The 12566-nt window shown below is 72.1% G+C and carries 12 protein-coding genes; 3 read left to right on the top strand and 9 right to left on the bottom strand.

Going from position 1 to position 12566, the window contains the following annotated elements; genetic code table 11:
• Positions 1–320 precede the first annotated feature (320 nt).
• The 3 genes from gsmA to ACQP1P_RS41450 are packed head-to-tail and all read right to left on the bottom strand — an operon-like array spanning position 321 to position 3886.
• Positions 321–1211 (bottom strand): sporangiospore maturation cell wall hydrolase GsmA, encoded by an 891-nt coding sequence (gsmA, locus tag ACQP1P_RS41440; RefSeq protein ID WP_433079889.1) that lies wholly within the window; start codon positions 1209–1211, stop codon positions 321–323.
• Between the two features lie 45 nt (positions 1212–1256).
• Positions 1257–3095, bottom strand: coding sequence for a diguanylate cyclase domain-containing protein (locus ACQP1P_RS41445; protein WP_433079891.1), 1839 nt, complete (start codon positions 3093–3095; stop codon positions 1257–1259).
• An 8-nt stretch (positions 3096–3103) separates the two neighbouring features.
• A complete protein-coding gene (locus ACQP1P_RS41450) occupies positions 3104–3886 on the bottom strand; it encodes a hypothetical protein (RefSeq protein WP_433079893.1) in 783 nt (260 codons plus the stop codon).
• A gap of 216 nt (positions 3887–4102) precedes the next feature.
• On the opposite strand from ACQP1P_RS41450, the gene ACQP1P_RS41455 reads away from it, so the two are divergent.
• Positions 4103–4240 carry a hypothetical protein gene (locus ACQP1P_RS41455; RefSeq protein WP_433079895.1) on the top strand — a complete coding sequence of 46 codons (138 nt, stop codon included), beginning with the start codon at positions 4103–4105 and terminating at the stop codon, positions 4238–4240.
• A gap of 122 nt (positions 4241–4362) precedes the next feature.
• Here the strand turns inward: ACQP1P_RS41455 and ACQP1P_RS41460 are convergent, their stop codons facing one another.
• From ACQP1P_RS41460 to flgN, 6 genes are all read right to left on the bottom strand, one after another.
• Positions 4363–6447: an ATP-binding protein gene (locus ACQP1P_RS41460; protein ID WP_433079897.1), complete on the bottom strand. Its 2085-nt coding sequence runs from the start codon at positions 6445–6447 to the stop codon at positions 4363–4365.
• 163 nt (positions 6448–6610) lie between these two features.
• On the bottom strand, positions 6611–6808 hold the full coding sequence (locus tag ACQP1P_RS41465; protein WP_433090333.1) for a carbon storage regulator: 198 nt from the start codon (positions 6806–6808) through the stop codon (positions 6611–6613).
• 118 nt (positions 6809–6926) lie between these two features.
• Positions 6927–7349 (bottom strand): flagellar assembly protein FliW, encoded by a 423-nt coding sequence (gene fliW, locus ACQP1P_RS41470; RefSeq protein ID WP_433079899.1) that lies wholly within the window; start codon positions 7347–7349, stop codon positions 6927–6929.
• 34 nt (positions 7350–7383) lie between these two features.
• Positions 7384–8274, bottom strand: coding sequence for a flagellin (locus ACQP1P_RS41475; protein WP_433079900.1), 891 nt, complete (start codon positions 8272–8274; stop codon positions 7384–7386).
• A 16-nt stretch (positions 8275–8290) separates the two neighbouring features.
• Positions 8291–9691, bottom strand: a complete 1401-nt coding sequence (gene flgK / locus ACQP1P_RS41480; RefSeq protein ID WP_433079902.1) for a flagellar hook-associated protein FlgK — start codon at positions 9689–9691, stop codon at positions 8291–8293.
• On the bottom strand, positions 9692–10174 hold the full coding sequence (flgN, locus tag ACQP1P_RS41485; RefSeq protein ID WP_433079904.1) for a flagellar export chaperone FlgN: 483 nt from the start codon (positions 10172–10174) through the stop codon (positions 9692–9694). It lies immediately after the preceding gene.
• A gap of 199 nt (positions 10175–10373) precedes the next feature.
• Between flgN and ACQP1P_RS41490 the strand changes: the two genes are divergently transcribed.
• Both ACQP1P_RS41490 and ACQP1P_RS41495 read left to right on the top strand, forming a co-directional pair.
• Complete coding sequence (locus ACQP1P_RS41490) at positions 10374–11240, top strand: sigma-70 family RNA polymerase sigma factor (RefSeq protein WP_433079906.1); 867 nt, start codon at positions 10374–10376, stop codon at positions 11238–11240.
• 409 nt (positions 11241–11649) lie between these two features.
• Positions 11650–12501, top strand: a complete 852-nt coding sequence (locus ACQP1P_RS41495; RefSeq protein WP_433079908.1) for a sigma-70 family RNA polymerase sigma factor — start codon at positions 11650–11652, stop codon at positions 12499–12501.
• Positions 12502–12566: the final 65 nt, after the last annotated feature.

Below are 12566 nucleotides of genomic sequence, written 5' to 3' on the forward strand. Positions count from 1 at the left end.
GTCCCACGCGATCGCCATCGAACAATGTCGAACCGTGATTTGTTGAAGTTTGTTTACTATCCGCATGGTTCGCGAAGCCGCACTTCACCAGCCAGTTTCCGCAACGGTACGGCCAGTTGCGGCACCCGCCGCCCACCGCACGCGGCCTCGCTCCCCCGCACCGCGGCCGAGGCCGGCCCGCGGCGGCCGGCGAACGACCACGACGCTCGATCGCGTCGCAACGAACGGCAACACGCACCCGCGCAGGGCGGGAACGACAAACGGCGGCGGCCGGAGCCCGGGTGTACCGAGCGCCGGCCGCCGCCGCCGAGACCGTGGCGTCAGACCTTCAGGTCGTACTGGTACAGGTTGTACTTCGTCATCAGCGCGACGACCTTCGTCGTGTACAGCGGGTCCGTAGCGTAGCCACCCTTGTGGATCTCGGCGATGAACTGGTCCGGGTTCGTCGTGTAGTTGAACGCGGCCGCGTACCGGGCCAGCGACTTGAGGTTCGCCCCGTGGTCGCGGAACGAGTCCACCGACGTGCGGTAGGTGCGGAACGTCGCCACCGTCGTGACGCAGGCGCCCGCGGCGTTGCACTCCTGCGTGGAGTACGCCTTGCAGCCCGCCGCGTAGGAGCCCGGGGCGTTGTTGAAGCACTTCATGCCGAAGAAGTTGTTGTCGTTCGCCGACAGCGAGCTGCGCCCCCAGCCCGACTCGAGGATCGCCTGGGCCAGGGTCACCGACGCGGGCACCTTCGTGTCGCGCTGGCTCGCCTGGGCGGCGGGGATGGAGGCGGCCAGGAACTGCTCGTTGGTCATGGTGCCGGTCGGGCCCATCGGCACCGCGGCCACCGGCGAGGCCGGGGCGGGGGCGGGCGGCGCGGCGGGGGCCGCGGGCGGGGCGCAGACCGGGAGCTTCGGGTTGCCGGAGACGTACGCGTGCGAGATGTAGTCGCCGATCGCGGTGCGGTCCCACTGCGCGGTCCTGCGCACGTTGCCGCGCAGGTACTGTCCGCTCACGCGGCAGGTGACCGTGACCTTCTGCTTGTTCTTGACGGTCCGGGTCTGGCCGAACCAATTGGCGGCGCCACTGCGAGCGGCGAGCGAGCCCTTGACGCGAACACTGACAACGGCGGCGTCGGCCGGTGCAGCGGCCACGACGAGCGTCGTGGCGGTCGCGGCAAGGGCCAGCGCCGGAGCGAGAACGAACTTCGTGAGCGAACGCAGCATCAAACGATCTCCGGTGCAGGGGTGGGCGGGACCCCTCAAAGATCGTCAGCTGGCGTTGCGGGCCTCGTTCCCCGCCGGGTGCCAGGCCGTTGCCAGGCCCACCCGGACGCCCTCGGCGCGCAGGCGCTCGAGCGCTCCCGAGCCCTGCGGCACGAGCGTCAGCGCGCTCGGCGGCAGGCCGTGACGGCGCAGCGTGTCCAGGACGGTGCCGAACAGTTGCGGGTCGCGCTGCTGCAGCACGGAGACCGGCACCGCGACGCTGAACCCGCCCGCCGCCGCGTCGGCGCACGCGCGGTCGAGCAGCCACGCGCCGATCGGCATGACGAGGCCGGCGCTCTCGGCCGCGGCCATGAGCGTGGCAGCGCCGTGCGGCGGCCAGCCGATCCGCGCCGCATAGAGGCCCGGCTCCGCTTCGATCCGCTCGTAGCGCACCGTCAGCTCGCCCGCCGCGAACGCGCGCCGCAGCGCGTCGCAGAGCCGCGTCGCCGTCCGCAGCCCGGGCTCGAACGTCACGACCTGGTTGCGCCCGGCGGCCTTGGCCGCGTAGAGCGCGAGATCGGCGTCGCGCAGCGGGTCGGCCGAGCCGCGCAGCGGCAGCGCCCCGATGCTCGTGGTGATCGCGAGCTCGAGGCCGTCCTGCGCATAGGGCTCCCGCAGCGCGGCGAGAATCCGCGACGGTACCGCCGGCTCGTGCGTGATGACCGCGAACTCGTCGCCGCCGAGCCGGACGAGCACGTCCCCGGGCGCCACGACCGACCGCAGCCGCTCGGCCACGGTCACCAGGAGCCGGTCGCCGGCCGGATGTCCGTACGTGTCGTTGACGAGCTTGAACCCGTCGAGATCGAGCAGCAGCAGTGTGCCGTCCGGTGCCTCGCGCAGTCGCTCACGCAGCAGTGCGCGATTGCCCAGCCCGGTGAGCGGGTCGTGGGTGGCCCGGAAGGCGAGCTCGTCGGCGCGGCGGCCGGCGAGCCGGTTGATGAGCTGCATGCGCACCACGAGCAGCACCGCCAGCAGCCCGGCGAACGCGGGCACCACGACGCGCGCGCCGATCCCGGAGGCGCCGGGCCCGAGCGCGGTCACCAGCGGCCCGACGAGCGAGAGCACGAGCAGCAGCGCGAACCGGCGCCGGGTGCCGCTGCGGTGCCGGGCCGCCTCCGCGTTGCCCCCGACGTCGCGCATCGCCGGGTGCAGCGTGGCCGCGGCGCACAGCGCGAACCAGGCCAGCCACGCGACCGCGGCCGGCCGGTTGAACTGCGCGCCGGCCACCTCGCTCGCCCGGGACCAGAACAGGATGTCCGCGCCGAGCAGGCAGAACTGCGCGATCGTGAGCATCGCGGCGGCGGGCGAACGCGTCGCGGCGGTGAACCACAGGCGAGTCGTCATCGCCACGATGATCAGGTCGCAGACGGGGAAGACCAGGCGCGCGGCGAGCTCGCCGGGGCCGAGGCCGAGCGCGACCACGCGGGGCTCGACGAGGAAGGCCCACACGGGGATCGCCACGCCGATGGTGACGATGACGGCGTCGATGAGCGACTCCCACGGCATGTGCCCGCGGCCGTGCCCGGCGAGGAGGAAGAGGCCGGCGGTACCGCTGAGGAACGCCGCGTAGAAGGTCCAGTCCAGCAGCACCGGGCTCGGCGGCCGGGGCAGGTGCAGCAGGTCCTGCGCGGTCCAGGCGAGGTTGCCCGCGAAGACGAGCGCGAGCGCGGCCCACAGCAGCAGCCAGGCGTGGCGCGCCGCGGGACGGTTGCGCCGCACGCCGGCAGCGGTGGCGAGGACCGCGCCGGCCTGCAGCGCCAGGTTGGCCACGCGGGCGACCGGGCCGCCGTCGCACACCGCGACCGGTGCGACGGCGGCGGTCGCCACGAGCAACGCGCGCCACACGAGCCGGCTCAGTTGGTCCCGTACTGCTGCTTGAGCGCCAGGTAGTCGCCGAGGCCGAGGCCCCGGTACGCGGTCGAGCAGTCCGGCAGCCCGTCGGTCATGGTGAGCGCCGCGTGCTGGGCGTAGGAGACGTGGCCGAGCCCGAAGGCGTGGCCGAACTCGTGGGTGATGGTGCCCTCGAGGTCCCAGCGGTTGCTGCACGACGGCGGGGTGTTCAGGAAGAACAGGCCCTCGGTGTCGTCGATGAGGATGTCGGCCTCGACGCTGCGGCCGTTCTCCTTGCCGCCGTACCACCAGATGCACGTGACCGCGAGCAGCCCCTGGTTGAGCGGGCCGAACGAGACCGCGTTGTAGCCGTCGCGCTGGCCGCACCCGCCCGTGGAGGTGACGCCCGCGGTGCGGTCGGTCTTGCCCGCGTACGACTCGGAGATCCCGAGGTTCTGGGGCAGGCCGCAGTCGTTGCGCCCCGTGTCGACCGTGTAGGCCGCGCTGCGCAACGCGTTCACGACGGCGGTGCGGTCGCCGAGGTAGGCGGGGATCGTCTTGTCGTTGACGCGCCACTTGAGCTCGCTGCGCCAGCGCATCCCCAGCCAGGTCCCGGCCGGGTCCGCGCAGCGCCCGCCGTCCATGGCGGCCTCGGCGGGCTGCCCGGTCGGCGGTCCGGGGATCACGATGGCGAATCGAGCGGTCTGCATGGTCATGGGGGGTTCGCCCACGAGCCAGGCCGCGCAGAGTACGAGCGGGAGCAGAGCCCGCAGTACCGCCGCCAGACCAGTGTCGATCTTCGGCACGAATCCATTCTGAGCCGCGCAACCCCTCGCAGGGGTGACTTTCGGCAAACGCGCCCGGGACGCCATGGCCCGCTGACTGCCCACCTGCGCCTGCTCGACACCCACCCCGCACCGGCCTGTCGGGTGAACGGTGGCGGCCATCGGCGCCGCCGCTGGACAGACCCGTCCGCTCACATTCGGTCATTCTTGAGTCACACCGAGTTGAGGGGGACGTACATGAGGGCCATCGCGAAGCTGTTCGCACGCACCGCACGCACCGCCCGGGGCGACCGTGGCGCGGCGACGCTCGACATCGGCCTGGGCGCCATCCTGCTCGGCATTACGCTGGTCGCCGCGGTCACGCTGTTCGGCTGAGCCCGGCCCGTCACGGCCCGGCCCCGCTGGTCGGCTGAGCCCGGCCCGTCACGGCCTGGCCCCGCTGGTCGGCTGAGCCCGGCCCGTCACGGCCCGGCCCCGCTGGTCGGCTGAGCCCGCCGTCAAGGCGTGGCGAGCGGCCCCAGGACGGGCCCGGAACGAGCCTGGGTCGCGCCCTGGTTCGGCGTCGGGCGGTGCGGCAGCAGGCACGTGACCACGGTCCCCTGCCCGTTCGCGGGCGTCGCCCAGATCCGGCCGCCGTGCCGCTCCACGATCGTCTTCGTGATCGCCAGGCCCAGGCCGGTCCCCTGGCTCTGCCGCTCGTGCGAGCGGCTCGACCGGAAGAACTGCTCGAAGATCTGGTCGATCTCGTTCTCCGGGATCCCCATCCCGGTGTCGGAGACGGTCAGGCGCACCTGCTCCCCGTCGAGGTCGGCGGCGAGGCGCGCGTGGCCGCCGGCCGGGGTGAACTTCAGCGCGTTGTCGAGCAGATTGATGACCACGCGTTCGAGCTGGTCGCGGTCGCCCAGCACGAACAGGGGGTCCTCGGGCAGGTCGACCTCCAGGTGTACGTCCCGTTGCCCGCGAGTCGCCCGCAGCGTCTCGACGGCGTCGGAGATCACCGCCGCGATCTGCACCGGACCAGCGTTGATCTTCACGCCCCCGGCCTCGATGCGCGAGAGCATCAGCAGGTCCTCGATCAGGGCGAGCAGGCGGCGCGCGTTGCGCTCGACCGCGCCCAGCAGCCGGGCCTGCGCCGGCCCGACCGGGCCCGCGTCGCCGTCGACGAGGACCTCCACATTGCCGAGGATGCTCGTCAGCGGCGTACGCAGCTCGTGCGAGACGGTCGCGACGAGGTCGGCCCGCACCTTGTCCAGCTCGCGCAGGCGCGCGGTCGCGTCGCGCTCGCGGTCCAGGGCGTGCCGCATCGCCTCGACGGTGCGCCGCTCGCGGGTGACGTCGCGGGCCACGCTGAGATAGCCGCCGACGTCGCCGCATTCGTCGCGGATGACGCTGACCGTCTGCGCCACCGGCACCCGGGAACCGTCGCGGCGCAGGTAGACGCACTCGCGCGGCTCCAGGTCGCCGGCCCGCGCCGGCGCGAAGAGCTCCTCGAGCGAGCCGAACTCGCCGGGCGCGTGGAAGTGGGCGAGGCCGGCGGTGCCCACGACGTCGGCGGCGCGGTACCCCAGCATCCGCTCGGCCCCGGCGTTGAACACGGTCACCGTCCCGGCCCGGTCCACGCCGATGATGGCCTGCTCGGTCGCGGCGGCGAGCACGTCGGCGAAGAGCCGCTCGGTGCGCCGCTGCTCGGTGACGTCGATGCCGGTGCAGATGACGTGCGCGAAGCGGCCCTCGTCGTCGGTGACCGCCGCGGTGCTCCAGGCGATGCGGCGCCGGCCACCGGGGACGATCCAGTCGCGCTCGGCCGCGAGCGGGAAGCCCGTGGTGGCCATCCCGGCGAGCTCGGCGTCCAGTCGCGAGCCCTCGGCGACGGAGAGGCCGAGGTCGCGGTACGGCCGGCCGATCACCTCGGACGCGTCCCGCCCGGTCAGCTCCTCGCAGCGGCGGTTGAACGCGGTGACGGTGCCCTCGGCGTCCACCGCCATCACGAGGAAGCCGGTCGAGTCGAGGATGGCCTGGCTGAAGTCGCGGTCGCGGCGCGCGTCGCGGGTGGCCCGCATGAGCTGGCGGGCGGCCGCGCGGGCGTGCCGGGTCCGGACCTGCGCCGCGGTGGCCACGATGATGCCGATGGCGACGACGAGCACGCCCCGGCGCCACTCGGCGCGCAGCACGTCGCTGTCGAGCAGCGCGGGCACGAGGAACACCAGCGCCATGGCGGTGACGCCGATCGCGGTGGCGAGCCGGCCGTGGTAGAGCCCGAGCCACAGCACGGGCAGCAGGGCGAGCGGGGCGTAGCCGGTCGGGCCGCCGTCGCTGCCGACGTTGAGCAGCACGACCACGCCGAAGTACCCCAGCGGCGGAAGGGCCTCCAGCAGGATCGGCATCCGCCCCCACGGCACGAGCACGACCAGGGCCACCAGCACCAGCACCAGACCGGCCGCGGCCGCGAGGGCGACGGGGTGCACGCTCGGCGGCAGCAGGGCGACGGCGAACGCGAGCGCGGTGACCGCGAGGAACGGCAGGATCCGCAGCCGGCGGTCGGGCGCGTCCAGCGTCCGCGGTTGCGCGTCGCCCAGGGACATGTGCCCATTCTCCGGCGTGCCGGGCTGTGCGGGCATGCGAACGCGATACAACCCAATACGAACTGCCGGGATCGCGGTCGCGTGCCGCGGCCGGGGCACGGCTGGGGACACGGCGAAACCCGGCCGCGATGCTCGCGGCCGGGTTCCGGCGGTTGCTGTTCGCTTACTTCTCGGTGCGCAGCATCTTGCTGAGGGCCTTCACGGCCACGTCGCTCGGCGAGGCGGCTTCACGGTTGGCCTTCTGCAGCTCGCGGTACACCTCTTCGCGGTGGACCTGGATGCTGCGGGGCGCCTTGATGCCCAGCCGCACCACGTCGCCGCGCACGTCGAGCACTGTGACGACGACGTCGTCGCCGACCATCACGCTTTCTCCGGGACGTCGGGTCAGGACGAGCACAAGCCGCTCCTTCGCTGGGCGATAGGCGAACAGTACCCGAATTGTCGGCATCGCCGGGCGGGAATGCCCGGCGCCACCCCGTTCAGGCGACCATGAGCTTCTGGCGCACCGGAAGCCCACTGTGGCTCAGGATCAGCTGCACCGCCCGGCGGCTGCGCTGGTCGAGGACGATCGGGGCCATCAGGTTGGCGGTGGCGTCCTCGGCGCCGGCCTCCCCCGCGGTGACCACGAGCAGCACCAGCAGGTCGCTCTGGTCGGTGACGCCGAGCGCGGCGAGGGTCTCGTCGTCGATCTCGGCCTCGTAGTCGGGGAAGAACTGCGCCGGGGGGACGACCAGGAACCGCAGCCCGTCGGTGTCCACGGACTTCAGTGAGAACAGCACCCCGGCGTCGTCGAGACGCACGAGCACGAAGCGGCGGTCCTCGGGGAAGCCCGGGATCGGCGCGACGAAGTCGATCACCGGCAGCGTGGTCGTCTCCGGACTGTCAACGGTCGCGACGCTCATAGATTCCTCACGATGACTGGAGCCGCCTCGCGGCCTACCGCAGGAAGTCCACCAGCGACGGCTGGATGACCTTCGCGGTCGCGGCCAGCGCCGCCTGATATGCGGTCTGCTGCAGGGACAGCTCGGTGATGGTCTTCGGCAGGTCGATGTCCTCGACGTCGGACAGCTGGGTCCTCAGGTCGAGCACCCGGTTCTCCGCGGCCTGCTGCATTTGTGAAACCTGATTATATCGGGATCCAACGCCCGAAAGCCCCGTCTGCACCTGTTTCTGCGCCGTGTCGACGCTCGCGAGGTCCCCCTGCAGCGCGCTGGGGTTGTTGCGCAGGTCGTCGGCGATCTTCTGCAGCATGTTGAAGACGTTGCCGGAGCCGGAGCCGAACACCGATGTGGCGTCGGTGTCGACCCGCACCGAGGCGTTGGCCCCGACCGTGCGGTTCACCGAGCCGTTGTCGCCCACGTAGTTGCCGTTCTGGTCGTAGGCGATGCGGCCGGCGGTGGTGCCGCCGAAGATCGGGCGGTCGAGGTAGGTGGTGTTGGCCAGGTCGAGCATCGAGCCGCGCAGGTTGTCGACCTCCAGGGCGATCGCCTCGCGGGCCTCGGAGTTGCCGCCGGAGCCGCTGGACATGCCGGTCAGCACGAGCTCGCGGACCCGGTTGAGCTGCGTCGAGGCGCTGGTCAGCGCCGTGTCGGCCTGGTTCAACCAGCCCATCCCGTCATCGCCGTTGCGTGAGTACTGATTCAGCGTCGCCATGTCGCTGCGGGTCTGCATCGCGATGACCGCGCCACCGGGCGAGTCCGACGCCTTGGTGATGAGCTTGCCGCTGGAGAGCTGGTTCTGCAGGTCCTGGTTCTTCTGCAGGTTGACCTGCAGGTTGGCCAGGGTGTTCGTGGCCACCGACCGTTCGGTGACGCGGAAGCCGGGCATCCGTTCCCCCCTCCTGTTACCTCTTCATGTTGATCAGCGTGTCCATCGTGGTGTCCACGACGCTGATCACCTTCGCGGCCGCCTCGTACGCCCGCTGGAACTGCAGCAGGTTGGTCATCTCCTCGTCGAGGCTGACGCCGGACTCCGCCTGCTCGGCGGACGTGGCGTCGTCGGCGATGACCTGCTGCGCCTGGGCGCGCCGGTTGATCGTCTGGGCCTGGATGCCGACGTCGACCACGAAGTTGCGGTACTGCGTGTCGGGCCCCTGGGGGTCCTGGGCGATCGCGGCCAGCGCGTTGGCGTTGTCGCCCTGGTACGACGTCGTCGCCGTGCTCGACGCGGCGACCTTCGTCGGGTCGGTGATCGCCACCCGGATGTCCTTGGCGCTCGTGCCCGTGAAGAACGCGCCGCCCGGCTGCGGCGTCGGCGTGCTCGACGGCGGCGTGGTGCTGATGTCGTAGCCCTGGGCGTGCTGCGCGTTCACCTTCTGGATGAGGGTGTTGGCCACGCTGTCCAGGCCCGCCACCGTGTTCGGGATGGTGGACGTCAGCGCCTCCAGACCCGAGGCCATCTTGCCCGTGGTGATGCCGGCCGAGGTGTTGTTGTCGGCGTACACCACCTGCACCGGGTTGACCGCGATCCCGTCGACCGTCGTGCTGCCGACCGCCTTGAGGTTGCGCACGGTGTCGCCCTGCACCAGCAGGTTGCCGCCCAGCGAGACGTCGACGGTGCCGTTGTCGTTGAGCCGGCCGGTCGCGCCGGTGAGCTCGGAGAGCTTCAGCACCAGCTGGTCGCGCTGGTCGGACAGCTCGTTGGTCGGCATGTTGGCCGTCTTGGCCAGGGCGATGCGGTCGTTGAGGTCGGCGATGCCGGCCGAGGTCTGGTTGACCACGGCGACGTCGGCGTCGAGGGCCTCGCGGGTCGCGCCGAAGAGGTTGTCGAGGTTCTGCCGGGTCGTGCCCATCGTCGAGGCGACGGTGTTGGCGCGCGAGAGCAGCTGGGTGCGGGCCGAGATGTCGCCGGGCCGGTTGGCCACGTCCGACCAGGCCGACCAGTAGTCCGCCAGCTGGGCCTGCAGGCCGTTGTCGCTGGGCTCGCCGAGGGCCTGCTCGACGTTGCCGAAGACCATGCTCTGCGCCTGCAGGTACTCGTTGAGCCCCCGCTCGGCCCGGGTCCGGTTCGTCATGAACTCGTCGTGCAGCCGGGTGACGTCGGTGATGCGCACCCCGTCGCCGACCCCTTGGCTGGTCGACCAGCGGGCCGGCGTGGAGAGGTTCTCGACCGGCGAGAGCTCGACGCGCTGGCGGGAGTACCCCTCGGTGTTCGCGTTGGCGATGTTCTGCCCGGTCAGGTCGAGGGCGCGACGCTGGGCGTAGAGGGCGGACAGGGCCGTGTTCAGACCGGAGAACGTGCTCATCTACATCGCCTCGTCAATCAGGCGGGTGCGGGGGGCGGCCGCCACGGTCTCGCCCTTGCGCCCGTAGGTCTCGACGGACCCGACGACGGCGAGCATCGTCTCGCGCGCCGCGCGGGCCCCCGTGGTGAGCAGGTCGCGATTCGCCTCGGCGATCGCGCTCACCTCGGCGGTGATCGTCAGGAACGCCTTGCGGTGCTGGTTGAGCAGGTCCGACCACGGCGCCGGGGCGGCCTCGGCGAGCCTGCTCAGGCTCGGGTTCGGACCCAGCCCGAACTCGGCGCCGATCGCCTCGACCTCGGCGGCCCGCACGACCTCGGTGCGCCGGATCTCCTCCAGCACCACCTCGACCTCGCGGGTGGCGTGCGCCAGCCAGCGCGTGCGGCCGGAGGCGAGCACGAGCTGCTCCTCCTCCAGCTTGAACAGCAACAGCTCCAGCATCTCGCGCTCCCGCCACAGGATGCTCGCGAGATCCGCCAGCGCCATCCGTTCCGCCTCTCCCTCGTGCGACGGGTCGGCCGGGCGGCCGGCGCGTCGCACACCGCGTCGTTGTCCGCCCGGTAGTTCGGCATTTCCATGTCCGGCTTGAGCACAACCGGTTCGCAACTTCGCGTCACCCGGGCCCGCACCCGGGGCTGGCGAATCTGGGTCTCGACCAACCAACTCCTGCCACGAAGAGGTTGCCGTGACCACCACCGCCGAAGCCCCCGCCGCCACCGCCCTGAGCCCCGCGGAGCTGGACGCCCACGTGCGCGCCCACCTCCCGCTCGTCGGGCACCTGGTCCGCGAGATGCTCGGCCGGCTGCCGGCCCACGTGTCGCGCGAGGACCTCATCTCCGCGGGCATGGCGGCCCTCGCCGGCGCCGGGCGCTCCTTCGACCCGAGCCGCGGCATCCCGTTCGGCAGCTTCGCCACCAGCCGCATCCGCGGCGCGCTGCTCGACGAGCTGCGCGGCCTGGACTGGGCCAGCCGCTCGGTGCGCGCCCGGGCCCGCAAGGTGGAGACGGTGCAGCAGGAGCTGACCGGCCGGCTGGGCCGCACGCCGACGCAGGCGGAGCTGGCCGAGGCCATGGGCGTCGGGATCGACGAGCTCAAGACGATCGACGAGGACGTGCAGCGCGCGGTCGTGCTGTCCCTGCAGGGCTTCACCGCCGGCTCGGCCGAGGAGCTGGTCCCCGAGCGGGCCGCCGGCCCCGAGGACCTCATTCTGCACCGGGAGCGCATCGGGTACCTCCACCAGGCGATCAACGCCCTGCCGGAGCGCCTGCGCACGGTCGTCACCGCGTACTTCTTCGACGAGCGCCCCATGACCGACATCGCCGAGCAGCTCGGCGTCACCGAGTCGCGCATCAGCCAGCTGCGCGCCGAGGCCCTGGTGCTGCTGCGCGACGGCCTCAACAACCACCTCGACCCCGAGATGCTGGGCGGTCCGGGCGGCACCGGCTGCGTGGCCCGCCGGCGCGAGGCGTACTACGCCAACATCGCCGCGCAGGGCGACCTCAACGCCCGCCTGGCCGTCACGACCCCGCTGGGGATGCCGCGCGCCGCGTGAGGCGCACACCGAGACCCGCAGCGAGTCGCCACGGATGCTCCGGAGGCGACGGACGAACTCGCTGCAAAGCCGCGGCCCGAACGGACTCGGGGGCGGTAGGAGCACCACCCGGGCACGGACGCCCAAGGCACGGACGCACGGTTGGTTCGAGGGATCGGGGCATGGAGGCCCGCATCGGGCACGGACGCCCCGGACACCGCGTGGCACGGACGCCGGAACGACGCGGGAACACGGAGGTTCCCACACGGGACTCGGGAGCGGCTCGGCGATGAGGCCGGGCCGCTCCCGAGAACAACCTTTTCGCAACCGAGAGAGACCGGTTGTGTACCCAAAGTGACAGAAGCTGGATCTTGCCGGGCGATCACCACCGTCCGCCACGAGTACCGACTCCTGCCACGAAGAGGTTGCCGTGACCAGCACCGCCATCAAGACGACCAGCGCCGAGCGAGAGGCGCTCGTGCGCACCCACCTCCCGCTCGTCGGGCATCTCGTGCGCGAGATGCTCGGCCGCCTGCCCGCGCACGTCTCGCGCGAGGACCTCGTCTCGGCCGGCATGGCCGCCCTCGCCGGCGCGGCACGCTCGTTCGACCCCGCCCGCGGCATCCCGTTCGGCAGCTTCGCGACCACCCGGATCCGCGGCGCACTGCTGGACGAGCTGCGCGGGCTGGACTGGGCCAGCCGATCCGTGCGCACCCGGGCCCGAAGGGTCGAGACCGCCCAGCAGGAGCTCACCGCGTCGCTCGGGCGCACCCCGACCCAGTCCGAGCTGGCGCAGGCTCTCGGCGTCGCCGTCGACGAGCTCAAGAGCATCGACGACGACGTGCAGCGCGCGGTCGTGCTGTCGTTGCAGGGCTTCAGCGCGGGCTCGGCCGAGGACCTGGTGCCCGAGCGGGCCGCCGGCCCCGAGGAGCTGATCCTGCACCGGGAGCGCATCGGGTACCTCCACCACGCCGTCAACGCCCTGCCGGAGCGCCTGCGCACGGTCGTCACCGCGTACTTCTTCGACGAGCGCCCCATGACCGACATCGCCGAGCAGCTCGGCGTCACCGAGTCCCGCGTCAGCCAGCTGCGCGCCGAGGCGCTGATGCTGCTGCGCGACGGGCTCAACAACCACCTCGACCCGCACCTCGTGGCGGCCGCGCGCGACAAGGGCTGCGTGGCCCGCCGGCGCGAGGCGTACTACGCGAACATCGCCGCCCAGGGCGACCTGAGCGCGCGGCTGAACCTCACCAACCCGCTGGGCGTGCCGCGAACCTTCTGAGAAGTTCCCGGATTCGCCCTCAAGAGCCCGGCTGACCAGCCGATGTACTTCGCGAGCGAGCCATG

This window comes from Dactylosporangium sp. CA-052675, from assembly GCF_050947935.1.
Classification (GTDB): domain Bacteria; phylum Actinomycetota; class Actinomycetes; order Mycobacteriales; family Micromonosporaceae; genus Dactylosporangium.

Coding starts and splice junctions, on each gene's coding strand:
- gsmA (WP_433079889.1), bottom strand. CDS start 1,211: ATGCTGCGTTCGCTCACGAAGTTCGTTCTCGCTCCGGCGCTGGCCCTT.
- ACQP1P_RS41455 (WP_433079895.1), top strand. CDS start 4,103: ATGAGGGCCATCGCGAAGCTGTTCGCACGCACCGCACGCACCGCCCGG.
- ACQP1P_RS41460 (WP_433079897.1), bottom strand. CDS start 6,447: ATGTCCCTGGGCGACGCGCAACCGCGGACGCTGGACGCGCCCGACCGC.
- ACQP1P_RS41465 (WP_433090333.1), bottom strand. CDS start 6,808: ATGGTCGGCGACGACGTCGTCGTCACAGTGCTCGACGTGCGCGGCGAC.
- fliW (WP_433079899.1), bottom strand. CDS start 7,349: ATGAGCGTCGCGACCGTTGACAGTCCGGAGACGACCACGCTGCCGGTG.
- ACQP1P_RS41475 (WP_433079900.1), bottom strand. CDS start 8,274: ATGCCCGGCTTCCGCGTCACCGAACGGTCGGTGGCCACGAACACCCTG.
- flgK (WP_433079902.1), bottom strand. CDS start 9,691: ATGAGCACGTTCTCCGGTCTGAACACGGCCCTGTCCGCCCTCTACGCC.
- flgN (WP_433079904.1), bottom strand. CDS start 10,174: ATGGCGCTGGCGGATCTCGCGAGCATCCTGTGGCGGGAGCGCGAGATG.